The sequence below is a fragment of the Actinomadura scrupuli genome (genome assembly GCF_050971785.1).
GTDB lineage: Bacteria > Actinomycetota > Actinomycetes > Streptosporangiales > Streptosporangiaceae > Actinomadura_E > Actinomadura_E scrupuli.
In genome coordinates, this window is the sequence record NZ_JBPCCU010000014.1 from 66,154 (window position 1) to 88,187 (window position 22,034).

At 74.2% G+C, this 22,034-nt stretch carries 24 protein-coding genes and 1 riboswitch; of the genes, 17 read left to right on the plus strand and 7 right to left on the minus strand.

All coding sequences use genetic code 11. The annotated features are described in order from the left end of the window. Window positions 1-51 precede the first annotated feature (51 nt). Window positions 52-1,323 (plus strand): NsdA family TPR-like regulatory protein, encoded by a 1,272-nt coding sequence (locus ACRYCC_RS40680; RefSeq protein WP_433819435.1) that lies wholly within the window; start codon window positions 52-54, stop codon window positions 1,321-1,323. Further along, window positions 1,320-1,949: a 2'-5' RNA ligase family protein gene (locus ACRYCC_RS40685; protein ID WP_433819436.1), complete on the plus strand. Its 630-nt coding sequence runs from the start codon at window positions 1,320-1,322 to the stop codon at window positions 1,947-1,949. Before ACRYCC_RS40680 ends, ACRYCC_RS40685 begins: the two co-directional genes overlap by 4 nt. 72 nt (window positions 1,950-2,021) lie before the next feature. Here the strand turns inward: ACRYCC_RS40685 and ACRYCC_RS40690 are convergent, their stop codons facing one another. From ACRYCC_RS40690 to ACRYCC_RS40705, 4 genes are read right to left on the minus strand one after another with little or no spacing between them, the layout of a single operon-like run. Then, entirely contained in the window at window positions 2,022-2,702 is a 681-nt protein-coding gene (locus tag ACRYCC_RS40690) for a DUF4328 domain-containing protein (protein ID WP_433819437.1), read from the minus strand. Between the two features lie 38 nt (window positions 2,703-2,740). Beyond that, window positions 2,741-3,079: a hypothetical protein gene (locus ACRYCC_RS40695; RefSeq protein ID WP_433819438.1), complete on the minus strand. Its 339-nt coding sequence runs from the start codon at window positions 3,077-3,079 to the stop codon at window positions 2,741-2,743. Further along, the gene (locus tag ACRYCC_RS40700; protein ID WP_433819439.1) at window positions 3,076-3,729 is read right to left on the minus strand and encodes a response regulator; all 654 of its coding nucleotides are present in this window, start codon (window positions 3,727-3,729) and stop codon (window positions 3,076-3,078) included. Before ACRYCC_RS40700 ends, ACRYCC_RS40695 begins: the two co-directional genes overlap by 4 nt. A 5-nt stretch (window positions 3,730-3,734) precedes the next feature. Further along, window positions 3,735-4,877 carry a sensor histidine kinase gene (locus ACRYCC_RS40705; RefSeq protein ID WP_433819440.1) on the minus strand — a complete coding sequence of 381 codons (1,143 nt, stop codon included), beginning with the start codon at window positions 4,875-4,877 and terminating at the stop codon, window positions 3,735-3,737. Window positions 4,878-5,027: 150 nt separating this feature from the next. Between ACRYCC_RS40705 and ACRYCC_RS40710 the strand changes: the two genes are divergently transcribed. After that, entirely contained in the window at window positions 5,028-5,621 is a 594-nt protein-coding gene (locus ACRYCC_RS40710) for a Uma2 family endonuclease (RefSeq protein WP_433819441.1), read from the plus strand. Window positions 5,622-5,644: 23 nt separating this feature from the next. On the opposite strand, the gene ACRYCC_RS40715 is transcribed toward ACRYCC_RS40710, so the two are convergent. Together ACRYCC_RS40715 and ACRYCC_RS40720 are read right to left on the minus strand one after the other, a co-directional pair. Next, entirely contained in the window at window positions 5,645-6,664 is a 1,020-nt protein-coding gene (locus ACRYCC_RS40715) for an LLM class F420-dependent oxidoreductase (protein ID WP_433819442.1), read from the minus strand. Between the two features lie 98 nt (window positions 6,665-6,762). Beyond that, window positions 6,763-7,353 (minus strand): SecDF P1 head subdomain-containing protein, encoded by a 591-nt coding sequence (locus ACRYCC_RS40720; RefSeq protein WP_433819443.1) that lies wholly within the window; start codon window positions 7,351-7,353, stop codon window positions 6,763-6,765. 237 nt (window positions 7,354-7,590) lie between these two features. On the opposite strand from ACRYCC_RS40720, the gene ACRYCC_RS40725 reads away from it, so the two are divergent. Continuing rightward, the gene (locus ACRYCC_RS40725; protein WP_433819444.1) at window positions 7,591-8,043 is read left to right on the plus strand and encodes an ATP-binding protein; all 453 of its coding nucleotides are present in this window, start codon (window positions 7,591-7,593) and stop codon (window positions 8,041-8,043) included. On the opposite strand, the gene ACRYCC_RS40730 is transcribed toward ACRYCC_RS40725, so the two are convergent. Continuing rightward, window positions 8,040-8,651, minus strand: coding sequence for a TetR/AcrR family transcriptional regulator (locus ACRYCC_RS40730; RefSeq protein ID WP_433819445.1), 612 nt, complete (start codon window positions 8,649-8,651; stop codon window positions 8,040-8,042). The two genes, ACRYCC_RS40725 and ACRYCC_RS40730, sit on opposite strands and share 4 nt — an antisense overlap. Window positions 8,652-8,819: 168 nt before the next feature. Then, window positions 8,820-8,939: riboswitch (cobalamin riboswitch) on the plus strand. Window positions 8,940-8,996: 57 nt separating this feature from the next. On the opposite strand from ACRYCC_RS40730, the gene ACRYCC_RS40735 reads away from it, so the two are divergent. The 13 genes from ACRYCC_RS40735 to cobC are packed head-to-tail and all read left to right on the plus strand — an operon-like array spanning window position 8,997 to window position 22,015. Further along, window positions 8,997-10,970: a VWA domain-containing protein gene (locus ACRYCC_RS40735; RefSeq protein WP_433819446.1), complete on the plus strand. Its 1,974-nt coding sequence runs from the start codon at window positions 8,997-8,999 to the stop codon at window positions 10,968-10,970. Beyond that, on the plus strand, window positions 10,970-11,572 hold the full coding sequence (gene cobO, locus ACRYCC_RS40740; RefSeq protein WP_433819447.1) for a cob(I)yrinic acid a,c-diamide adenosyltransferase: 603 nt from the start codon (window positions 10,970-10,972) through the stop codon (window positions 11,570-11,572). Before ACRYCC_RS40735 ends, cobO begins: the two co-directional genes overlap by 1 nt. Then, complete coding sequence (locus ACRYCC_RS40745) at window positions 11,566-12,963, plus strand: cobyrinic acid a,c-diamide synthase CobB (protein WP_433819448.1); 1,398 nt, start codon at window positions 11,566-11,568, stop codon at window positions 12,961-12,963. The genes cobO and ACRYCC_RS40745 overlap by 7 nt, the downstream gene beginning before the upstream one ends. After that, window positions 12,960-13,511, plus strand: coding sequence for a GNAT family N-acetyltransferase (locus ACRYCC_RS40750; protein WP_433819449.1), 552 nt, complete (start codon window positions 12,960-12,962; stop codon window positions 13,509-13,511). The genes ACRYCC_RS40745 and ACRYCC_RS40750 overlap by 4 nt, the downstream gene beginning before the upstream one ends. Then, a complete protein-coding gene (cobI, locus tag ACRYCC_RS40755) occupies window positions 13,508-14,242 on the plus strand; it encodes a precorrin-2 C(20)-methyltransferase (RefSeq protein ID WP_433819450.1) in 735 nt (244 codons plus the stop codon). Before ACRYCC_RS40750 ends, cobI begins: the two co-directional genes overlap by 4 nt. Beyond that, entirely contained in the window at window positions 14,239-15,096 is an 858-nt protein-coding gene (gene cobM, locus ACRYCC_RS40760; RefSeq protein ID WP_433819451.1) for a precorrin-4 C(11)-methyltransferase, read from the plus strand. The genes cobI and cobM overlap by 4 nt, the downstream gene beginning before the upstream one ends. Then, on the plus strand, window positions 15,093-16,352 hold the full coding sequence (locus ACRYCC_RS40765; RefSeq protein ID WP_433819452.1) for a cobalt-precorrin-5B (C(1))-methyltransferase: 1,260 nt from the start codon (window positions 15,093-15,095) through the stop codon (window positions 16,350-16,352). The genes cobM and ACRYCC_RS40765 overlap by 4 nt, the downstream gene beginning before the upstream one ends. Further along, entirely contained in the window at window positions 16,349-17,584 is a 1,236-nt protein-coding gene (gene cbiE, locus ACRYCC_RS40770) for a precorrin-6y C5,15-methyltransferase (decarboxylating) subunit CbiE (RefSeq protein ID WP_433819453.1), read from the plus strand. Before ACRYCC_RS40765 ends, cbiE begins: the two co-directional genes overlap by 4 nt. Beyond that, window positions 17,581-19,284, plus strand: a complete 1,704-nt coding sequence (gene cobJ / locus ACRYCC_RS40775) for a precorrin-3B C(17)-methyltransferase (protein WP_433819454.1) — start codon at window positions 17,581-17,583, stop codon at window positions 19,282-19,284. Before cbiE ends, cobJ begins: the two co-directional genes overlap by 4 nt. After that, window positions 19,275-19,448, plus strand: coding sequence for a ferredoxin family protein (locus tag ACRYCC_RS40780; protein ID WP_433819455.1), 174 nt, complete (start codon window positions 19,275-19,277; stop codon window positions 19,446-19,448). Before cobJ ends, ACRYCC_RS40780 begins: the two co-directional genes overlap by 10 nt. Further along, on the plus strand, window positions 19,445-20,038 hold the full coding sequence (locus ACRYCC_RS40785) for a precorrin-8X methylmutase (protein ID WP_433819456.1): 594 nt from the start codon (window positions 19,445-19,447) through the stop codon (window positions 20,036-20,038). Before ACRYCC_RS40780 ends, ACRYCC_RS40785 begins: the two co-directional genes overlap by 4 nt. Beyond that, window positions 20,035-20,946, plus strand: a complete 912-nt coding sequence (locus tag ACRYCC_RS40790; RefSeq protein ID WP_433819457.1) for a sirohydrochlorin chelatase — start codon at window positions 20,035-20,037, stop codon at window positions 20,944-20,946. Before ACRYCC_RS40785 ends, ACRYCC_RS40790 begins: the two co-directional genes overlap by 4 nt. After that, window positions 20,936-22,015: an Rv2231c family histidinol phosphate aminotransferase CobC gene (gene cobC / locus ACRYCC_RS40795; protein WP_433819458.1), complete on the plus strand. Its 1,080-nt coding sequence runs from the start codon at window positions 20,936-20,938 to the stop codon at window positions 22,013-22,015. The genes ACRYCC_RS40790 and cobC overlap by 11 nt, the downstream gene beginning before the upstream one ends. The last annotated feature ends 19 nt before the right edge of the window (window positions 22,016-22,034 follow it).

The following is a 22,034-nucleotide window of genomic DNA, read 5'->3' on the forward strand; positions in this document are numbered from 1 at the left end:
AGGCCGGAGCAGGCGGTGTGCTCGGGAATACGGCGAGGTGAGGTGCCCGCGATGACCTCGGAAGCAGAACGACGTGCGTGCGGCGAACGCCTCCGTGCCGAACGCCGGCGACGCGGATGGGACCGGCCGGAGATGGCGCGCCGGCTCGGCCGCGCGCTCACGGGAACCCGCCCGGACTCCGACACTCTGATCAGCTACCTCAAGCGCTGGGAGACCGGGAAGGTGGGCGTCAGCGAGCGCTACCGGCTGGCCTGCGCCACCGCACTCGGCATGGACGAGGACGAGCTGTTCGCCGGTCACGGGTTCTCCCGTGGTGGGGGAGGACCCGAGGCCGCGCGGACGGCATCGGATGACGAAGACGAGCTCGACGCTCTCGAGCTGAGCCGGCGGGTCGCGGCCAGCGATGTGAGCGAGGAGACGCTGCTGCGGTTCGAGCGCGCGGTCGATGACCTCGCAGCGTCCTACTCCAGTACGCCACCGGCCGACTTGCTCGATCGGCTGCGTCGACACCTGTCGTACGCCGGTCGGCTGGTCGATGCCAAGAAGACGCTCAACGCTCATCGTCGGCTGCTGGTGCTCGGCGGGTGGCTGTCACTGCTCGCTTCGACCTGCCATATCGATCTTCATCAGCGATCCGCCGCAGCCGCCAGACTTCGCACGGCCGCCCAGCTGGCGGGCCACGCCGAGCATCCCGAGATCGCCGCATGGTGTGTGGAAACACGGGCATGGCAGGCGCTCACCGAGGGCGACCACAGGCGCGCTGTGACCCTGTCCCAGGGCGCGCAGGAGATCGCTCCGCGCGGGAGCTCCGCGTACATCCAGGCGACGGCGCAGGAAGGCAGAGCATGGGCACGGCTCTCGGCACGTCGGCAGACCCGTGCCGTACTGGACCGTGTCGACCGGCTCTCCTCGGCGCTGCCCATGCCGGAGCGTCCTGAACACCATTACCGCTACGACCCCGGAAAAGCCGAGGCGTACGCCGCGACGACACTGTCCTGGCTCGGTGATCCCGCTGCCGAGCGGTACGCCCGGCGGGTGCTCGCGCGGCTGGAGTCATCCGTGTACGGCCCACCTCGTCCACGCCGGGCCGCGGTTGCGCGCCTTGATCTGTCGCTGGCCCTGCTGGCCGCCGGCAAGGGGGAGGAGGCCGCACAACTGACGCTCACCGCGATGATGAGCGGCATCCTGGTGCCGTCCAACCACTGGCGTGCGGCGGAGGTGATCACCACCGTGGAAGCGCGCGGCATGTCCGAAGCGGCACGGCTACGGGAGGCCTATCGGGAACTGTGCGTACCCGCAGCGTCCGGGAGCGCTCGCCGATGAACTCGTTCCCGGAGCGGATGAGCGATCACTGGTGGTGGCGTCCGGGTGTACGGCCCGGGCGGCGCGTGCTCGTCTGGCACATCCTGCTGCACGACCAGCCGGGCGTCCGGGCGCTGGCCGCCGAGTACCAGTGCCGGCTCGACGGGATCGGCGGCCTGGACCCGGTTCCGGCCGAATGGCTGCACCTGACGACGCAGATCGTCGGCTTCGAGGACGAGATCGGCCCGGCGGAGGTGCGGAACCTGACCGCCGCCGTCGCCGAGCGGCTGCGGGCGCTCGGCCCGGTGACGGTGGACATCGGCGAATCGCTGTTCTACACCGAGGCGGTGGTGCTCGGCGTCCGGCCCGCCGGGGCACTCGACCCGGTCCGTCACGGCATCCGGGCGGCGATGACGGAGACCGCCGGCATCCCCCGGCTCGATGACGGCCCGGGGTGGGAACCGCACGTCTCGGTCGCCTATAGCAACGCCGAGGAGCCCGCGGGCCCTATCCGCCACGCGTTGCGGTCCCGGCCGGAGCCCTGCCAGGCGACGATCCGTGACGTTCACCTGGTGGCGCAGGCGCGAGCCGGGCACGTGTACCGGTGGGAGCGTCTCGCCACGGTCGCCCTGGGCGGCTCCGGCTGACTCCGCATCGACGCGTGCCGGGCGCCAGGCGACTTTCGGCTTACACACCGCCATTTCCAGTGCGCCGGACGGTTACTCGGGCTGCTCGACCTGGAGGCGGGTGATCTGGAAGACGATCGCCATGCAGAGCGTGGCGGCCAGCGCGATGCAGGCGGCCGCGGCGATGCCGAGGTGCACCATCTGCTGGGCGTCCCGGAGCGTGTCGGTGCCGCCCGCCCGGAACGCCTCCGCCAGCCCGGCGGACGCCAGCAGGCAGGCCCACCACGCGGTGACCAGCGCGCCGGCCCGGTGCCGGTCGATGATGCGGAAACGGCCGCTGCCCATCCAGACGTCGTGGACCAGCCTCGCCGGCAGCCACAGGTTGACCCCCGGCACCACCCACGAGGCGATCACCCACAGCCGGCCGTGCCGCCGCCGTCCCGCGGCCTGGCCGTGCGCCCGCCAGAGCCAGCTGAGGAAGAGCGCGCCGGTGATCACGGCGAGCACCCCAGAGATCGCGAACACGTCGGTGTACGGGACCAGGGTCCCGCCGGTGACGGAGGCGTCGTAGGAGTCACGGGGCATGCGCGACAGCGGGCGCAGCAGCCTGAGCAGGCTGATCCCGGCGCCGAGCGCCATGAACGCGTTGAAGCCGAGCAGCATGAAGACCCCGATGCCGAGGGCTCGGAAGTCACGGCGTCTCGCCCATGCCCCGCATGCCGGGCAGCGGGCGATCTCGGTCGGGATGATGTCGCCGCACAGTCCACACGGCATGACGCACCTCCGGGGAGTTTGCGACCGCTCCCCGGATACTACGGACCTTTAACCCCTATCGCCCAGCTACAGGTCAGATCGACCGCAGCCCACAAGGGCAGCCACGCGGCGAGTCGCAGCAGCCCACCGCGTGGCGGGTCCACCAGCAGCTCCGGCCGCAGCCCGGTCACCAGGGCCAGCGCCCACCAGCCGGCGGTGGCGGAGATCACGGTGAGGAGCATGCCGTAGCCGAGCATCGTGCCGAGCAGGAAGACCCCGCCCAGCGACAGCGCGTGCGCCATCACGGCGGCCGACCGCGCCCGCCCGCGAAGCCCCCGCCACAGTCCCGCCGCGACCACGCCCCATCCCAGCACGGCCGCCGCCCACAGGATCGTCATGTACCGCCCACGATGCCGGACTCCCACGCCCAGGCGGCGACCTCGACCCGGTTGCGGGCGGCGAGCTTGCGCTGGACGCTGCCCAGATGGGTCTTGACGGTGGACAGGGCCACGAACAGCTCGCTCGCGATCTCCTCGTTGGTACGGCCCCGGGCCACCAGCCGTACGACGTCCAGTTCACGGCCGGTGAGCGGGTCGCGCACTGCCGGCCGGCCGGGGGCGGGGGCCCGGGCCAGGGCCGCCAGCAGCCGCACTGTCACCGAGGGGGACACCAGGGCGTCTCCCTGCGCGGCCGCCCGGACCGCCTCCACCAGCAGCGCGGGGCCGCTGTCCTTCAGCAGGAACCCGGCCGCGCCGCCGCGCAGCGCGCCGTAGACGTACTCGTCCAGATCGAAGGTCGTGACGATGACCACGCGCAGCGGCTCGGCCACGTCCGGCCCGGCCAGCAGCCGGGTCGCCTCCAGCCCGTCCATCGTGGGCATCCGGATATCGAGCAGGCAGACGTCGGGACGCAGCCGCCGGGCCAGCGACACCGCCTCGGCGCCGTCGGCGGCCTCGGCGACCACCTCCATGTCGTGCTGCGAGTCAATGATCATCCGGAAGCCGGTCCGGACCATCTGCTGGTCGTCTGCGATCAGTGTGCGGATCATCGGGATCAGTTTCCCAGGGGAAGCACCGCGACGACCTCCCATCCCCCCTCCGGCCGTACTCCGGTGTGCAGCCGGCCGCCCAGCGTCTCCAGCCGTTCCCGCAGGCCGGCGAGCCCGTACCCGCCCGCGGGCAGCCGCCGGCCGCGGCCCTGCCCGTTGTCGCGTACCGCGAGCTGGACCTCGTCGCCGAGCCGGTGGATGGTCACCCGCACCATGGTCGCGTCGGCCGCGTGCTTGCGGGCGTTGGTCAGCGACTCCTGGACGACCCGGTGCAGCGACGTGGCGATCTCCGGGCGCAGCGGGGGCAGGTCGGGAGCGACCGTCAGCACCGCCGGCGGGTCGGTGAAACCGGTGACGAGTTCGCCGATCTGGGCCAGATCGCCGACCGGGCGGGTCGCCGCGTCGCCCTGGGCCTCCCGGAGCACGCCGACCAGGCGCCGCATCGAGGACAGCGCCTCACCGCCCGCCTTCTCGATGTCGCCGAGCATCTGGTCCAGCTGTGCCGGCGTCTGGACCACGCCCGAGCCGGTGGCGAACCGCGCGGCCTGGGCCTGCACCACGATGCCGGTCACATGGTGGGCGACGAAGTCGTGCAGATCCCTGGCGAGCTCCAGCCGCTCGTCCCGCCGGGCCTCGGCCAGCGAGCGGGCGCGCCGGTTGTCGATCGCCCGCAGGTAGGCCCCGACGCCGACCGCGATGGCGACCAGCACGGCCAGCGGCGCCGACAGCAGCACCGCCCAGAAGGTGGACGAGCGCAGCGGGAACACGATGATCGCCGCGCCCAGCAGCACGGTGAGCGGGACCACTCGGTTCGGCCCGGCGCGCCACACGACCCGGACCACCAGCGTCGCCAGGCACAGTCCCTCGACGACGATGCTGATGCCGTGCGGCGGCGAGGTCGCCGAGACCGCCCCGGTCACGGCGACGGACAGCGTGCCCGCGGCGGTGGCCCACAGCTCCAGCCGCCCGCGCAGGAGGGCCCCGGCCGCCGCCACCGCGGCCGCCCCGGCCAGGAGCAGACCGCGCGGGTCGGGCCGCTCGGAGAGCAGGGCGATCAGCAGGAGCAGCCCCAGGAAACCGGCCGCCACGCTCCGGATCAGGCATCCGCCACAGGACTGGATCCGGTCGAACCGCGTGCCCGCGCTCATGACCGACGAGGGTACGACTCCGCGGCCGCCCCGGCATCGGCCGTTCGGCCGAGGCCCCGGGGCCGGACTCACCGGATCCGCGCCGGGGGCCCGGGTCATGGCCGGTTAAAGTCACTCACGGCGACGGGGTGGGCTGCTTAGAGTGGCCGCATGATGCCCGCCGTACCCCGGCCCCGCCGTGGCCGGTACTCCGCAGAGGACCTGCTTGCGCTGCCTCCCGGCAACGAGGTGCACGAGCTGATCGCCGGGCGGCTGATCGTCTCCCCGCCCCCCGTACCGGGTCACCGCACCATCGCCGGGCGCCTGGCCCAGCTCTTCGGAGCGGCCGCGCCCGAGGGCGCCGCGGCCTCCTGCGACGTCACCCTCACCGCCGGTGCGGACCTGCTGGTCCCGTGCATGGTCGTGGCGGCCGCCGCCGCCCTCGCCGAGGGCCCGGCCGTGGACCCGTCGCACGTGTCCCTGGTCGCCGAGATCCTCGGGCCGGGCAAGGCGCAGTTCGACCTGCTCTGGAAGCCGGGCCTGTACGCCGCCGCCGGCATCGGCACCTACCTGCAGGTCGAACCGCTCGGGCTCGGCCGGCCGCTGGTCGAGGCCTTCCGGCTCGACGGCGACGGCTACGTGAAGGTCGGCGAGGCCGTCTCCGGGCAGCGCCTGAGGCTGGACACGCCGTTCCCGATCAAGTTCGATCCGGGCGTGCTCACCGCCCCGGGGGTCAGCCGTACGCCCGGCCGCGCCCGCCTCTGAGCCCGGCGGCCCCGGTCCCGGATCTAGCCCCGGACGAGGTCGCGGATGGAGCGGAGGGTGGGCTCGTCCCGGACTCCGGCGATGAGCAGGGTGGTGACCGGGCTGTCCCGCCATAGCGCGAGGCGTTCGGCGATCCGGCCGAGCGGGCCGAGCAGGGAGATGGAGTCGGCGAGCTCGTCGGGCACCGCCCTGACGGCCTCCTGCCGCCGGCCGCTCAGGAATAGTTCCTGGACCTTCTCCGCCGCCTCGGCGAAGCCCAGCCGGCCGATCAGTTCGAGGTGGAAGTTCTTGTCCTTGGCCCCCATGCCGCCGATGTAGAAGGCCAGCGGGATCTTGGCGAACTCCAGCGCCGCCGCCACGTCGTCGGTGACGATCGTGGTCACGGTCGCGGCGATCTCGAAGTCCGCGGACCGTCCGGCGAGCGACCCGCCGAAGATCTCGTCGATCTTGGTGGGGTCCACGAACAGCGGCAGCCAGCCGTCGGCGATCTCGGTGGCCAGGGCGATGTTCTTCGGCCCCTCCGCGCCCAGATAGATCGGGATGCGGTTCCGGACCGGGTGCGCGATCGACCGGAGCGGCTTGCCGAGCCCGGTGCCGCCCGGGTACGGAAGCGGGTAGTGCGGGCCGTCGTTGACGACCGGGTCCGTACGGGCCAGCACCTGGCGGATGATGTCGACGTACTCCCGGGTGCGGGCCAGCGGCTTGGGGAACGGCCGCCCGTACCACCCCTCGGCGACCTGCGGGCCCGAGGCGCCCAGGCCCAGGATCAGCCGGCCGCCCGACAGCGCGTCGATGGTGAGCGCGTGCATCGCGGTCGCCGCCGGAGTGCGCGCCGGGATCTGCACGACCGCCGTGCCGAGTTTGATCGTCGAGGTACGGGCCCCGTACCAGGCGAGGGTGCTGAACGCGTCCGAGCCGTACGCCTCCGCGGTGAACACCGAGTCGTAGCCCAGCCGCTCGGCGGCCTGCACTGTCTCGGTCTGGTCATCCGGGTCGCGCTGCCAGTACCCGACGTTGATGCCGAGTTTCAGTTCCGCCGCCACGATCGCCTCCGCGTTCCGTCGATGCCCTGGCGATACTAGAACATGTTCTAGTTAGCGGGAACCCCGCGACAGGCCGGGGCCGTGGTGACCGGGTACGGCTAGGTGATGATCTGCTGGACCAGCCGTTCCGCCGCCTGCTTGGTGAAGCGGCCCTGGATCTCGATCTTGCCGCCGGGGATGGCGGACTGGACCGCCGGTGCCGAGACCACCTTGTCGCCGACGACGATCGCCACCCGCTGGCGCGGTGATTCGGGTGCCTCGGTGGAGGCCTTGCGGGTGAGCTCGGCGAACGCGGGGGCGTCGGAGGGCATCAGCTCCATCGCGATGCGCCACTGCGGATTGGTGGCGTCGGGGCCCACCACGCGGATGTCGCGTACCCGGGTGATGGTCATCCCGTCACCCAGCCGGAAGCACTCCGAACCGTCGGCCGACGGGGTGCCGCCGGAGGTGCAGGCGCCCGGGGTGCTGCCGGTGACGGACAGGAACCGGACCGCGACCGAGTGCGGGCCGCCGCTCGTGGCCTGATCCGGGCGGCCGAGCACGACCAGCAGGACGCCGACCGCCACCACGAGGATCACCAGCGCCGCGCCCGCGACGAGGGCGATGACGAGGCCGCGGTTGGTCGTGCGGGTGTGCGGGGCCGGCGGCGGAGGGGTTCCGTACGGGGCGGGGGCAGGTGGGTAGGACACGGGCACCCTCGGGGTCGGGGGTGCACAAGTCTGTCAGGGGAGACCGTCCCGGGAAAGCCCGCGCGGCCTGTCCAGGGGCGGCTTCACGGTAGCTGCAAAAGGCAGCCTGCACTTGCAAGAGGCTTTTTTAGTGAAGAGAGTTGCGGCCCGGCGAATCTCGGGAAACGCTGCAGAGGTGATGAGTCGGCGACGGACTGTGACTATCCGGTACGGCAGGTAGCGGTGGGAAGAAGGCCCGTGAACATCTCGTCGGAGACGGTTCCGAAGACCAGCCGTGACCACAGGGTCTGGGCGCTGCCCGCGGATGCCGGCTGTGCGCGGCACGCGCGTGACCTGGTCGAAATGGCCATGAGCGCCTTCGACATGCCGCGGGAGGTCGTCTGTGACGCCAAGCTCATGATCAGCGAGCTGGCCACCAACGCCCACCAGCACGCGAGCGAGTACGTCCCGCACGAGCTGTGGTTCGACCGGGGCGGTGACGAGCTCATCTGCGCCGTGTTCGACGCGCTGCCGATGAAGGAGCTGACCGGGGATCTCGCGTTCTCCGGTGATTACGGCCGGGGCCTCAGCATCGTCGCCGAGCTGTCCGCCGGCCGATGGGGGCTGGAGGCCGCCCGCTCCCGGCTCAGGTCGCACGTGCCGGGCAAGTGCGTGTGGTTCGCCTGCAAGCTGACCAAGCACGGCTCCTAGGCGCGCTCGACGTCGGGGGCGATGTCGGTGATCAGGGCCAGCAGCGCACCGGCCAGCAGGGTGTGCACCTGCGACCGGGTCAGGCTCTTCTGCTGCAGCCACTCGCGGGTGGCCGATTCGGCCAGGCCCGAGTAGGTCCGCAGCACGGCGCGCAGCGTGTCCGTCGGCGCGGGGATCCGCAGCACCTGGAGCATCCGCTCGACCGTGGCGTCCCGGGTCCTGGCGGCGATCCGCGCCAGCTCGGGATCGCGCCCGAAGCCCTCGGCGTCGACCGCGGCGAACCACGTCGTGGCGTTGGCCTCGGCCGCGTCCAGGAAGAGCCCCACGCTGACGGCGACGATCTCCTCCATCTCCAGGCTCTCGTCGATCGGCGGCGTCTCGTAGGCGACCTGGGCGGTGAGGTCCTTGACCACGGTGAGGAACAGCTCGCGCTTGGTGCCGAAGTAGTAGTGGATCAACCCCCGCTGGACGCCCGCCTCGCGCGCGATGGCGGTCGTGGAGACGTCGGCGTACGGAAGCTCGGTGAACATCCGCCGAGCGACGTTCAGGATCTGTTCCTGCCGCTCATCCCGGTCGAGCCGGCGGTAGCGAGGGCCCGGCGTGGTCATCGGACCACCCTACATTTCAGGCCGTGCGCACCTCACCCGCGGGAGGCCCGGGGACCCGCCGGACCCGGCCCGCACCGGCTCCGCGGGAGCCCTCCGCGGGGCCGGCCGGGCCACCGCGACTTGGGGTGGTTCACCTGGTGTGTCATCCTGTGCAGGCGACGGAGGTGGAGGAACCCGGTGAGAATCCGGGGCTGTCCCGCAACTGTGACCGGGGAGTTCGCCCTCAGCACGGGCCACGGCGGAAGCCGGAAGGCCGAGGGTGAGCATCGATCCGGGAGCCAGGAGACTTCGGCCGTCGACCAGACCACCACGGGCGTGGACACCCGAGGGAAAGGACGATGCTGCATGCCCCGTTACCCGTTCTCGGCGGTCGTCGGCATGGACGACCTCAAGCTGGGCCTCCTCATCAACGCGGTCTCACCGGGCGTCGGCGGGGTGCTGGCCCGGGGGGAGAAGGGCACCGCCAAGTCCACCATCGTCCGGGCCCTCGCGGAGCTCCTGCCCGCGGTGTCGGAGATCGCCGGATGCCGCTTCTCCTGCGACCCGGCGGCCCCGGACCCCGAGTGCCCCGATCGCCCGCACGGCGCCGGGTCGGTCACCCGCCCGGCCCGGCTGGTCGAGCTGCCGGTCGGTGCCTCCGAGGACCGGCTGACCGGGTCCCTCGACCTCGAGCGCGCCCTCACCCAGGGCGTGAAGGCCTTCGACCCCGGCCTGCTGGCCGCCGCGCACCGCGGCGTGCTCTATGTCGACGAGGTCAACCTCCTGCACGACCATCTGGTCGACCTGCTGCTGGACGCCGCTGCGATGGGCCAGTCCTACGTCGAGCGCGAAGGCGTCTCGGTGCGGCACGCCGCCCGGTTCCTGCTGGTCGGCACCATGAATCCGGAGGAGGGGGAGCTCCGGCCGCAGCTGCTGGACCGGTTCGGGCTGACCGTGGAGGTGGCCGCCACCCGGGACCCGGCCGAGCGCGCCGAGGTCGTACGCCGTCGTCTCCGCTTCGAGGACGACCCGGTGTCGTTCGCCGCGGAGTGGGCGGACGCCGACGCCGAGCTCGCCCTCCGGATCGCGGCCGCCCGCGCCCGGCTACCGCGCGTCGAGCTCACCGACGTGGCGCTGCGCCAGATCACCGCGGTCTGCGCCGCCTTCGAGGTGGACGGGCTCCGCGCCGACCTGGTCTCCGCCCGCGCCGCCATCGCGCTGGCCGCCTGGCACCAACGGGACGCCGTCACCGACGAGGACGTCCGCCAGGCCGTACGGCTGGCGCTTCCGCACCGCCGGCGCCGGGACCCCTTCGACGCGCCGGGCCTCGACCGGCAGCGGCTCGACGACCTCCTGGAAGAGCACGGCGGGGAGCCCGAGCCCACCGACCCTCCCGACGGCGGTCCCGACGATCCCGGCGGGTCGGGGAACGGCCCCGGACAGGGCACGGTGCCGCCGGACGGCGGTGCCGCGGAGGCGGCCGAGCCCACCGCGCCCGCGGAGCCGGCGGGGCAGCGGAACGGCGCGGCCGGGGAGAGCCGGCCCGCACCGGCCGACGCGGCCTACCGGCCCCGCCTGTTCACCGTGCCGGGAGTCGGCATGGGAGCGCCCGGCCGCAGGTCCAAGGCACGCACCCCGTACGGGCGGGTGTCCGGATCGCAGCCGGGTTCGCGGAGCCTGCACCTGACCGCGACCCTGCGCGCCGCGGCCCCGCACCAGCGCGCCCGCGGCCGTACCGGCGCCGGGCTCGTCATCGCCGGGGACGACCTGCGGGAGACGGTCCGCGACGGCCGGGAGGGCAACCTCGTGCTGTTCGTGGTCGACGCCAGCGGCTCGATGGCGGCGCGGCAGCGGATGCGCGCGGTGAAGGCCGCGGCGCTCTCCCTGCTGACCGACGCCTACCAGCGCCGCGACAAGGTCGGGCTGATCACGTTCCGTGGCTCGTCCGCCGAGCTGGCGCTGCCCCCCACCTCGTCGGTGGAGGCCGGGGCCCGGCGGCTGGCCGAACTGCCCACCGGCGGGCGCACCCCGCTGACCGCCGGGCTGCTGCGCGCCGCCGAGGTGCTGCGGATCGAGCGGCTGCGGGACCCGGCCCGCCGCCCGCTGCTGGTGGTGGTGACCGACGGCCGGGCGACGTACGGCCCGGATCCCGCGCGGGCCGCGGCCCTGCTCACCGGGGTCGCGGGAGTGGTGGTGGACTGTGAGTCCGGTCCGGTCCGGCTGGGGCTGGCCGCCGCGCTGGGCCTGCGGCTCGGCGCCGAGGTCGTCCGGCTGGAGGAGCTGGCCGCCGACTCGCTGACCGGGATCGTACGAGGCGCACGGAAGGCAGGAGCAGCGTAATGCCGCAGGGACAGCCGTCATATGTGCCCGAGGACGGGCTCACCACCCGGCAGCGCCGTAACCAGCCGCTGGTCGTGGTGCACACCGGGCCCGGCAAGGGCAAGTCGACCGCGGCGTTCGGGCTCGCGCTGCGCGCCTGGAACCAGGGCTGGCCGGTCGGGGTCTTCCAGTTCGTCAAGTCGGCGAAATGGCGCATCGGCGAGGAGCAGGCGCTGCGGGTGCTGGGCGCCTCCGGCGAGGGCGGGCCGGTGACCTGGCACAAGATGGGCGAGGGGTGGTCGTGGATCCAGCGCCCGGACACCGAGGAGGACCACGCGGCGGACGCCCGGGAGGGCTGGGAGCAGATCAAGCGCGACCTCGCCGCGGAGACCTACCGCTTCTACGTCCTCGACGAGTTCACCTATCCCATGAAGTGGGGGTGGATCGACGTCGAGGACGTCATCGCCGCCCTGCGGGACCGCCCCGGGCAGCAGCACGTCGTCATCACCGGCCGGGACGCCGACCCCCGGCTGATCGGGTTCGCCGACCTCGTCACCGAGATGGGCAAGGTCAAGCACCCCATGGACCGCGGCCAGAAGGGGCAGAAGGGCATCGAATGGTGAGCGCGCCCAGGCTGGTCGTCGCCGCGCCCTCCTCGGGTGCGGGCAAGACGACGGTCGCGACCGGGCTGATGGCGGCCCTCGCCGCCCGGGGGCTGGCGGTCTCCCCGCACAAGGTGGGGCCGGACTACATCGACCCCGGCTACCACGCGCTCGCTACCGGCCGTCCCGGCCGCAACCTCGATCCGTGGCTGACGTCCGAGGACCTGATCGCGCCGCTGTTCCTGCACGGGGCGCGCGGGGCCGACGTCGCCGTGGTGGAAGGGGTCATGGGCCTCTACGACGGCGCAGCGGGCCAGGGCGAGCTCGCCTCGACCGCGCACGTCGCGAAGCTGCTGCGGGCACCGGTCGTCCTGGTCGTGGACGCCGCCTCCGCCGGCCGGTCGGTCGCCGCCACCGTGCACGGCTTCATGACCTACGACTCCGTGTCGGCCGACGGCGGCCTGCACCTGGCCGGGGTCGTGCTGAATCGGGTCGGCTCCGACCGGCACGCGGAGATCTGCCGCGCCGCCGTCGAGGAGCTCGGCCTGCCGGTGCTGGGGCTCGTCCGCCGGCACGCCGACGTCGAGACGCCGTCCCGGCACCTCGGCCTGATCCCCGCGGCGGAACGCCGGGCCGACGCGGTCGCCGCCGTGCGGCGGCTGGGCGCCCTGATCGCCGCATCCTGCGACCTCGACGCCCTGCTGGCCCTGGCCCGCACCGCTCCCGCGCTGCCCGACCGGCCGTGGACGCCCGCCGCGGTCGACCCCGCCGACGCCGGCGCCCGTACCGACGGCACCGGCAGCGGTAGCGGCAGCGGTGGCCGGGCGGCCGGGCCGGTGGTGGCGGTGGCCGGCGGGGCGGCGTTCACGTTCGGCTACGCGGAGAACGCCGAGCTGCTCGAGGCCGCCGGCGCGCGGGTCGTATGGTTCGACCCGCTGCGCGACGAGGCACTGCCCGAGGGCACGGCGGGGCTGGTCGTGGGCGGCGGTTTCCCGGAGATGTACGCCGCCGACCTGTCCGCCAACGAGCCCCTCCGTACCCGGATCGCCGCCTTCGGCGGCCCGGTGTACGCCGAGTGCGCCGGGCTGCTGTACCTCACCAAGGCGCTGGACGGAGCACCCATGTGCGGGATGCTAGACGCCACCGCCACGATGACCCCGAAGCTCACCCTCGGCTACCGCGCGGCCGTCGCGGTCTCCGACTCGGTGGTCGCCCGCGCGGGCGAGCGGGTGCGCGGCCACGAGTTCCACCGGACCGCGGTCACGCCGGCCCACGGCGGCCGGCCCGCGTGGCAGTGGAGCACCGGCGGCCCCGAGGGATTCGTCCGCGGCCACCGCGTCGCGTCCTACCTTCACCTGCACTGGGCGGCCCGGCCCGAGCAGGCGGCGAGATTCGTGGGGGCCTGCGCATGACCTTCGAACCGGGGACGGTGCTGACCACACGGCGGCTGGTGCTGCGGCCCTTCACGGGGAGCGACATCGACGACGTGCTGGAGGCGGGGCGCGACCCGGAGATGCTCCAGTGGATGCCGTTCGCGTCGCGGCGGACCCCTGCGCAGGCCCGCGACTGGTGCACCCGGCTGGCCCACCACGACCCGGAGGGTCAGATCCACTTCGCCGTCGTCGGGCGGAGCGGACGGTGCGACGGCTCCGTCGGGCTGGACCGGGCCGACTGGGCCGCCGGGCAGGCCGAGATCGGCTACTGGATCGCCCCCTGGGCCCGGCACAAGGGCTACGCGACCGAGGCCGTCCGCGCCGTCGTCGCGTACGGGCAGCGCACGGGCCTGCACCGGATCGAGCTGCTGGCCGCGCACGGCAACCTGTCGTCGCTGGGCGTCGCGGAACGGGCCGGCTTCGCCCGCGCGGAGGGCGTCGCGCCCGGCGGCCGGGCGGACATGGCACTGCTGACCCTCGAGACGGCACGAGAGACGGCACCAGGGACCAGGCGAGGGACGACATGACAGACGACGACGTGCGGCTCGTCGGGATCGGGGTCGGCCCCGGGGACCCGGAGCTGGTGACGGTCAAGGCCGTGCGCCTGCTGCGCGAGGCCGACCTCACGCTGGTGCCGGTCATGGCCCTCGACGAGCAGGGCCGGGCCGAGTCGGTGGTGCGCGCCTACACCGACCGGGCCGAGCGGGTCGTGTTCGCGCTCAACGACCGAGGGGGCGTCACCGCCGCACGGGCCGCGGCCTGGGACGGCGCCGCCGACCGGGTGCTGCGGGCCTTCGCGGAGGGCGCGCGGACCGTGGTGTTCGCCACCATCGGCGATCCCAACGTCTACTCGACCTTCACCTATCTCGCGCAGACCGTGCGGGCCCGCAGACCCGGGACCGTGGTCGGGACGGTGCCCGGCATCACCGCCATGCAGGACCTGGCCGCCCGTTCCGGGACCGTCCTCACCGAGGGCACCGAGTCGCTCGCGCTGCTTCCGCTGACCGCCGGCGGGGAGCGCTTCCGCGCCGCCCTGGACCGGCACGAGACGGTGGTGGCCTACAAGTTCGGCAGCGTGGCCACCGAGGTCATCGAGGTACTGAAGGACACCGGCCGGATCGACCGGGCGGTGTACGGGGCGCGCCTGGGCCTGCCCGGCGAGGACGTACGGCCGGCCCGGGAGCTTGACGGCCCGGTGCCGTACCTGTCGACACTGATCGTGCCCGGACACCGCGGCACCCGAGGGGGACGACTATGAGCGAGCGGCACGCGAGCGGCGCGGACCAGGCGGAGCGACCGGAGGCTCCCGCCGCGGGGAGGGTCGTCTTCGTCGGCGCCGGGCCCGGCGCGGCCGACCTGCTGACCTTCCGGGCGGCACGCGCCATCGCGGCGGCCGACGTGGTCATCTGGGCGGCCAGCCTGGTCCACCCGGACGTCCTCCAGCACGCCCGCGCGGACGCCGAGATCGTCGACTCCGCGCTGCTGCCCATGGAAGGGGTGCTGCCCTACTACCGGCGGGCGGTCGCCGAGGGCCTGACGATCGCCCGGATCCACTCCGGCGACCCCGGCCTGTGGGGGGCGCTCCAGGAGCAGCTCGACCGGTGTGACGACCTGGGCCTGGCGACCGAGGTGATCCCCGGGGTGTCGGCGTTCAGCGCGGTGGCCGCCGCGGTCGGGCGTGAGCTGACCATCCCCGAGGTGGCCCAGTCGGTGATCCTCACCCGGCTCGGCGGCGGTAAGACGCCGATGCCCGCGGGTGAGGAGGTCCGCGAGTTCGCCCGGCACGGCACGACCATGGCGCTGTTCCTGTCCGCCGCCCGCTCCCGGCAGCTCCAGGAGGAGCTGACCGAGGGCGGCTACCCGGGCGACACGCCCTGCGTGGTCGCCTACCAGTGCAGCTGGCCGGACGAGCTGATCGTACGGTGCCGGCTGGACGAGCTGGCCGACACCGTCAGGGAGCACCGGCTGTGGAAGCACACGCTGGTGCTGGTCGGCCCGGCGCTCGCCGCCGGCGGTACGCGCTCGCACCTTTACCACCCCGGTCACTTCCATGGTTTCCGGCGCGCCGAGCGGCTGGCACGGCGCGAACTCCGGGATGCTCATCGGCCGTGACCTCACAACCTCCCGAGCTGAGCGAACCGGACCTCCCCCGCACCATGAAGGTCCGGCAGAAGGCGCTGCGGACCGGCTGGACGACGGGCTCCTGCGCGTCGGCGGCGGCCAAGGCGGCCACGTTGCTGCTGCGCGGGCAGCCCCTGCCCGGGTACGTCGAGATCGCGCTGCCCTCCGGCCGCCGGGTGACGTTCGCGGTCGAGTCGTCGCAGGCCGGTCCGGACCGGGCCGAGGCGGTGGTCGTCAAGGACGCGGGCGACGATCCCGACGCCACGCACGGCGCGCACGTCACGGCCACGGTGTCCTGGCGCGCCGAGCCGGGCGTGGAGCTCGACGGCGGAGAGGGCGTCGGGGTCGTCACCAAACCCGGGCTCGGCCTGGAGGTCGGCGGCCCCGCCATCAACCCGGTGCCACGTCAGATGATCACTCATGCGGTGGCCGAGGCGCTCGCCGGCGGCCCGCTGGAGACCGTTCCCGAGGTGATCGGCGACGCCGGGCGGGGCGTCCGCGTGGTCATCTCGGTGCCCGAGGGCGAGGCCATGGCCCGCAAGACCACCAACCGGCGCCTCGGCATCCTCGGCGGCATCTCCATCCTCGGCACGACCGGCATCGTCCGGCCCTTCTCGACGGCGTCGTGGCGGGCCAGCGTCGAGCAGGCCGTCTCGGTGATGGCCGCGCAGGGCGAGAGGACGCTGGTCCTGTGCACCGGCGGCCGGACGGAGAAGGGCGCCATGAAGATGCTGCCCAAGCTGCCCGAGGTGTGCTTCGTCGAGGTCGGCGACTTCACCGGGGCGGCGCTGCGCCGGGCGGTCGAGCACGGGCTGACCCAGGTGGTGTTCGTCGGCATGGTCGGCAAGCTCACCAAGCTGGCCTCCGGGGTCCTGATGACCCACTACACGCGGTCCAAGGTCTCCACCGAGCTGCTGGCGGCCATCACCACCGACCTGGGCGGCCCGGCCGAGCTGGCGGCGGAGGTGGCCCGGGCCAACACCGCCCGGCACGCCTACGAGCTCTGGGAGGCGGCGGGCCGGCTCGGCCCCTGCGGCCGCGAGCTGTGCCGCCGCACCGCGGACGTCCTCGAGCGCTTCGCGGCCGGCGACGCCCCGCGCCCCGCCGCCGGGGAGGGCGGCGCGCCCGGCGGCGAGCGGCCGGTCGCGGTGCCGGCCGCCGCCCACGGCCCGATCGCCGCGCAGGTCGTGATGGTGGACTTCACCGGCGAGCGCATGGTCGCCATGTACGGGCGGCTGGCCAGATGATCACTGTGGTCGGGTTCGACGGCACCGGGCTCGCGGAGCACGCGCAGACCCTGCTGGACTCCGCGGACCTGGTCGTCGGCGGGGCCCGGCACCTGGAGTCCGTACGGCTGCCGGACCACGCCCGCACGGTCGTCATGGGCGACGTCGCCGCGGCCCTCGACGAGATCGGCGCCACCGTGCGGAAGGACCCCGCGGGCGGGGAACCGCAGGGCGGGCAGGCGCCCGAGGGCCGGGTCGTGGTGCTGGCCAGCGGTGACCCGGGGTTCTTCGGGATCGTGCGGGCCCTGCGGGAGCGCGGGCACGAGGTCGAGGTGCTGCCCGCCCTCTCGTCGGTGACCCGCGCGTTCGCGCTGGCCGGGCTGCCCTGGGAGGACGCGCTCGTGGTGTCCGCGCACGGCCGTGAGCTGCGGCGCGCCGTCAACGCCTGCCGGGCCCACCCCAAGGTCGCCGTGCTCACCGCGCCCGGCGCCGGACCGGCCGAGCTGGCCCGGGAGCTGGCCCCGTCCGCGCCCCGCACCTTCGTGGTCTGCGAGGACCTCGGCGGCCCGGCGGAGCGCGTGACGCACTGCCGTCCGGCGGAGGCCAGCACCCACCGCTGGCGGGACCCCAACATCGTCATCGTGCTGGACGCCCGGCAGGCGGTCGGGCCGCGCACCTGGATCGCCGGCGCCCGGCCGGGCCCCCGCGAGTGGGCCCTGGGCGAGGCGGAGTTCGAGCACCGCAACTCGGTCGTCACCAAGGCCGAGATACGGGCGTTCGCGCTGGCCAAGCTGGGCCCCCGGGTCGGCGATCTGATCTGGGACGTCGGCGCGGGCAGCGGCTCGGTGGCGATCGAGTGCGCCCGGTTCGGCGCCGCCGTCATCGCGGTCGACCGGGACGCCGACTCCTGCGAGCGGATCCGCCGCAACGTGCGCGCCCACCGGGTCAAGGTGCAGGTCGCGCAGGGACCGGCGCCGCTGGTCCTCGACCACCTGCCCGACCCCGACGCGGTGTTCGTCGGCGGCGGCGGCCCGGACGTCGTCCGCGCCTGCGCGCGCCGGGCGCTGAGCCGGGTCGTCGTCGCCGTGGCGGCGCTGGAGCGGGTCCGCCCGGTCTTCGACGCGCTGGCCGCCGAGGGCTTCGACACCGCGGGCGTCCAGCTGTCGGCCGCGCGCCTCTCGCCGCTGCCCGGTGACGTCCACCGGCTGGCCGCCGCCAATCCCGTCTTCGTCATCTGGGGGTCCAAGCAATGATCGGAGTCGTGGCCGCCACGGCGAGCGGCCGGGAGGGCGCACGCCTGCTCGCCGAGGCGTGGCCGGACGAGGTGCGGCTGGTCGAGGGCGGGAAGGTCTCCGACGCGCTGGTCGAGGCGTTCCGCAGTTGCGAGCGGGTGGTGAGCTTCCTCGCCGTGGGCGCGACCGTACGGCTGCTGGCGCCGCTGCTGGAGCACAAGGCGACCGATCCGGCGGTGGTCTGCGTCGACGAGTCCCGGCGGTACGCGGTCGCCCTGCTCGGCGGGCACCACGGCGCCAACGACCTGGCGAACCGCGTCGGGCTGCTGCTCGGCTGCGAGCCCGTGATCACCACGGCCACCGACACGGCAGGCGGGACGCCGCTCGACACCTTCGGCGCCGACCTCGGTTTCGTGATCGAGGATCGGGGCGCCCTCGCCTGGGCCGGCTCGCGGATCCTGTCCGGCGAGCCGGTCGGCCTGGTGGGGGGAGCGGGATGGCCGCTGCCGCCGCTCCCCGGCAACGTGGGCGTCCCGGGCGGGTCGCCCACCATCGTGATCAGCGATGTGCGCGCCCACCTGGCGGGTCCGGCGGTGTACTACCGCCCCCCGTCCCTGGTGGTGGGGGTCGGGTCCGCGCGGGGGGTGCCGGCGCGGGAGGTGGGGGACCTCATCGACGCGGCGCTCGACGGCGCGGACCTGCATCCGATGTCGGTACGGGCGCTGGCGACGGTGGACCTCAAGGCCGACGAGGAGGGCATCCTGGCGGCGGCCCGGGAGCGGGGCTGGCCGGTCGTGACCTACCCGGCCGAGGTGCTGAGCGCTGTGGAGGTGCCCAACCCCTCCGCGGTCGTCCGGGCCGAGGTCGGCACCCCCAGCGTCGCCGAGGCCGCCGCGCTGCACGCCGCCCGGTCGTACGGCCGCAGCGGCGAGCTGGTGGTCGAGAAGCGCAAGTCGGCGGGCGCCACGGTGGCGGTCGCCAGGCTCACCCCCAGAGGCCGGCTGAGCATCGTCGGGCTCGGCCCGGGGGCACGTGACCTGCTCACCCCGCGGGCCGTCGCGGCGCTGCACCGGGCGTCGGTGGTGGTGGGGCTGGACCAGTACGTCGACCAGATCAGGGACCTGCTCCGGCCGGGCACCAGGGTGATCGAGTCCGGGCTGGGCCAGGAGGAGGAGCGGGCCCGTACCGCCGTCGCGGAGGCACGCGCCGGCAACGCCGTGGCACTGATCGGCTCCGGCGACGCGGGCGTCTACGCGATGGCCAGCCCGGCGCTGGAGTTCGCCGGCACCGACCTCGACGTGGACGGGGTGCCGGGCATCACCGCCGCCGTCGCCGCCGCGGGCCTGCTGGGGGCGCCGCTCGGCCACGACCACGCCTACATCTCGCTGTCCGACCTGCACACCCCCTGGGAGATCATCGAGCGTCGGCTCCGCGCCGCCGCCGAGGGGGACTTCACCGTGTGCTTCTACAACCCGCGCAGCCGCAAGCGGGACTGGCAGCTGCCCGAGGCGCTGCGGATCCTGGCCGGGCACCGGCCGCCGGAGACCCCGGTCGGCCTGGTCCGCAACGCCACCCGGGCCGACGAGACGACGACCGTCACCACCCTCGGCGAAGTCGACCCGGGTGAGGTCGACATGTTCACCGTGGTGATCGTCGGGTCCAGCCGCAGCCGTACGATCTCAGGGCGATTTGTTACCCCGCGGGGGTACCAATGGATGTGATCGTCACGGATCGTTGCCAGGGCTGCGGGGCCTGCCTGCTGACCTGTCCCGAGCATGCCATCCGGCCGCACGGAAAGCCGCTGCTGGTGCTCGCGGAGCTGTGCACGGGCTGCGGCGAGTGCATCGAGATCTGTCCGGCCGACGCCATCGAGGAGCTCCCATGACCACTCGTCAGCCCCATCCGATCGAGGTCCGGTCGTACGAGATCCTGCGCTCGCGCATCGACCTGTCGCCGATGCCCCCGCTGTGGCGGACGGTGGTGGAACGGGTGATCCACGCCAGCGCCGACCTGGAGTACGCGGTGGACCTGGTCACCCGCGAGGAGCATCTGGAGCGGGGCCTGGCCGCGCTGCGGCAGGGCGCGCCGATCGTCACCGACGTCGGGATGGTCGCCGCCGGGATCACGGCCCGGGACACGATCTGCCACATCGGTGATCCGGCGGCGGCCCGGATGGCCAAGGCGGCCGGGATCACCCGGTCCGCCGCGGCGATCCGGCTCTCCTACGCCGAGGTCGGGCCCGGGGCGGTCTGGGTGATCGGCTGTGCCCCCACCGCCCTGGAGGAGATCGTCCTGCGCCGGGTGAACCCGGCCCTCGTCGTCGGCATGCCGGTGGGCTTCGTCGGCGCGGCCGAGTCGAAGGCGGCGCTGCGGGCCAGCGGGCTGTCGCAGGTCAGCAACGTCTCGGAGAAGGGCGGATCCGCCGTCGCGGCGGCCGCGATCAACGCCCTGCTGTACTTCGGGGGGGACCGGTGAGCGAGGCGCCGGGGGCGGCCGGGCCGCCACTGCTGCTGGTCGGGCACGGGACCCGGGACGAGGACGGGGCGGCGGACTTCGGCAGGTTCGTCGAACGCCTGGACCGCAGGCTCCCGGTCGACGTCGCCGGCGGCTTCATCGAGCTGTCCCCGCCGCCGCTGACCGAGGCGGTCGCCGGGCTCTACCGGCGCGGGCACCGCCGGCTCGCCGCGGTGCCGATGATGCTGGTCGCCGCCGGTCACGGGAAGGGCGACATCCCCGCCGCGATGGCCCGGGAGCTGGTCCGCCATCCGGGGATGTCCTATGTCTACGGCCGTCCGCTGGGTCCCCACCCGGTGCTGCTGAGGGTGCTGGAGGAACGGCTGGACGCCGTGCTCGGCGGCGCGGACCGGGCCGGGACGACCGTGCTGCTGGTCGGCCGGGGCTCGACCGACCCGGACGCCAACGCGGAGATCTGCAAGGTGGCCCGGCTGCTGTGGGAGGGCCGGGGCCTGCGCCTGGTGGAGCCCGCGTTCGTGTCCCTGGCCGAGCCGGGCGTGGCCGCGGGACTGGAGCGCTGCCGGCTCCTGCTGGGGGAGGGCGGCCCGCACCGGATCGTCGTGCTGCCGTACTTCCTGTTCGCCGGGGTCCTGCCGGACCGGGTCGTGGTGCAGACCCGGCAGTACGCGGCCGAGCACCCCGGCCTCGACATCCGCGTGGCCGAGGTGATCGGGGACTGCGACGGGCTGGCCGAGCTGGTGGCCGAACGCTACGCGGAGGCCCTGGCGGGCGACATCCGGATGAACTGCGACACCTGCGTCTACCGGAGCGCGCTGCCCGGCTTCGAGGACCGGGTCGGCGCCGCCCAGCAGCCCCACCACCACCCCGACGACCCCGCGCACGGTCACGGCCACGCCCATGCGCGCTGAGCCGTGGCGGGCCGCGCGCCCGGCCGGGCCGGAGGCGCGCGACACCCCGCGGGCGGACGAGATCGATCTGCGGCATCACGGGGACTCCGAGGTCGGCCCGGGGCTGGCAGACTTCGCGGTGAACGTGCGGGCGGGCACGCCGCCGGAGTGGCTCGCCGACCGGTTGCGCGACTCCATCGCCGGGCTCGCCGGCTATCCCGATCCCGGGGCCGCCCGCGCCGCGGTCGCCGTCCGGCATCGCCGGAGCCGCTCCGAGGTGCTGCTGACGGCCGGCGCCGCCGAGGCGTTCGTGCTGCTCGCGCGGGTCCTGCGGCCCCGCCGCGCCGTCGTCGTGCACCCGCAGTTCACCGAGCCCGAGGCCGCCCTGCGCGCCGCCGGGCACGAGGTCACCCGGCACATGCTGACCGGGGACTTCACCCTCGATCCGGCCGCGATCCCGGAGGACGCCGACCTGGTCATGATCGGCAATCCGACCAACCCGACGTCGGTGCTGCACCCGGCCGCCGCGATCACCGCCCTGGCCCGGCCCGGCCGCACCGTCGTGGTCGACGAGGCGTTCATGGACTGCGTGCCCGGCGAGACGCAGAGCCTGGCGCACCGGCGCGAACCCGGCCTGGTCGTCATCCGCAGCCTCACCAAGACCTGGGGCCTGGCGGGGCTGCGCGCCGGCTACCTGCTCGCCGAGCCGGACCTGGTGCCGGAGCTGGCGCGGGCACAGCCGCTGTGGGCGGTCTCGACGCCCGCGCTGGTCGCCATCGAGGCCTGCTGCTCGCCCGCCGCGCTGGCCGAGGCCGCCGGGTGGGCCCGCGAACTCGCCGCCGAACGCGACCGGTTCGCCGCCGGGCTGGACGCGTGCGGGCTGCGGGCCGTGCCGGGCGCGCAGGCGTCGTTCCTGTGCGTACGGGTCCCGGACGCGCTCGGCCTGCGGGCCCTGCTGCGCGAGCGCGGCCATGCCGTACGGCGCGGCGACACCTTCCCCGGCCTCGGCCCGGACTGGCTGCGGATCACCGTCCGCGACCGGCCCGCCGACGACGCCCTCCTGAAGGTACTGGCGGACCTGTCCTTCTAGCCCGGTTCCGAGCGCGGCA

What these genes read in the sequence shown, in the direction of transcription:
- cobM (WP_433819451.1), top strand. Translation starts at nt 14,239, where the DNA reads ATGAGCGAGCGGCACGCGAGCGGCGCGGACCAGGCGGAGCGACCGGAG.
- ACRYCC_RS40785 (WP_433819456.1), top strand. Translation starts at nt 19,445, where the DNA reads ATGACCACTCGTCAGCCCCATCCGATCGAGGTCCGGTCGTACGAGATC.
- ACRYCC_RS40735 (WP_433819446.1), top strand. Translation starts at nt 8,997, where the DNA reads ATGCCCCGTTACCCGTTCTCGGCGGTCGTCGGCATGGACGACCTCAAG.
- cobJ (WP_433819454.1), top strand. Translation starts at nt 17,581, where the DNA reads ATGATCGGAGTCGTGGCCGCCACGGCGAGCGGCCGGGAGGGCGCACGC.
- ACRYCC_RS40730 (WP_433819445.1), bottom strand. Translation starts at nt 8,651, where the DNA reads ATGACCACGCCGGGCCCTCGCTACCGCCGGCTCGACCGGGATGAGCGG.
- ACRYCC_RS40705 (WP_433819440.1), bottom strand. Translation starts at nt 4,877, where the DNA reads ATGAGCGCGGGCACGCGGTTCGACCGGATCCAGTCCTGTGGCGGATGC.
- cobI (WP_433819450.1), top strand. Translation starts at nt 13,508, where the DNA reads ATGACAGACGACGACGTGCGGCTCGTCGGGATCGGGGTCGGCCCCGGG.
- cbiE (WP_433819453.1), top strand. Translation starts at nt 16,349, where the DNA reads ATGATCACTGTGGTCGGGTTCGACGGCACCGGGCTCGCGGAGCACGCG.
- ACRYCC_RS40780 (WP_433819455.1), top strand. Translation starts at nt 19,275, where the DNA reads ATGGATGTGATCGTCACGGATCGTTGCCAGGGCTGCGGGGCCTGCCTG.
- ACRYCC_RS40690 (WP_433819437.1), bottom strand. Translation starts at nt 2,702, where the DNA reads ATGCCGTGTGGACTGTGCGGCGACATCATCCCGACCGAGATCGCCCGC.
- ACRYCC_RS40680 (WP_433819435.1), top strand. Translation starts at nt 52, where the DNA reads ATGACCTCGGAAGCAGAACGACGTGCGTGCGGCGAACGCCTCCGTGCC.
- ACRYCC_RS40695 (WP_433819438.1), bottom strand. Translation starts at nt 3,079, where the DNA reads ATGACGATCCTGTGGGCGGCGGCCGTGCTGGGATGGGGCGTGGTCGCG.
- ACRYCC_RS40700 (WP_433819439.1), bottom strand. Translation starts at nt 3,729, where the DNA reads ATGATCCGCACACTGATCGCAGACGACCAGCAGATGGTCCGGACCGGC.
- ACRYCC_RS40745 (WP_433819448.1), top strand. Translation starts at nt 11,566, where the DNA reads ATGGTGAGCGCGCCCAGGCTGGTCGTCGCCGCGCCCTCCTCGGGTGCG.
- ACRYCC_RS40710 (WP_433819441.1), top strand. Translation starts at nt 5,028, where the DNA reads ATGATGCCCGCCGTACCCCGGCCCCGCCGTGGCCGGTACTCCGCAGAG.
- cobC (WP_433819458.1), top strand. Translation starts at nt 20,936, where the DNA reads ATGCGCGCTGAGCCGTGGCGGGCCGCGCGCCCGGCCGGGCCGGAGGCG.
- ACRYCC_RS40685 (WP_433819436.1), top strand. Translation starts at nt 1,320, where the DNA reads ATGAACTCGTTCCCGGAGCGGATGAGCGATCACTGGTGGTGGCGTCCG.
- cobO (WP_433819447.1), top strand. Translation starts at nt 10,970, where the DNA reads ATGCCGCAGGGACAGCCGTCATATGTGCCCGAGGACGGGCTCACCACC.
- ACRYCC_RS40750 (WP_433819449.1), top strand. Translation starts at nt 12,960, where the DNA reads ATGACCTTCGAACCGGGGACGGTGCTGACCACACGGCGGCTGGTGCTG.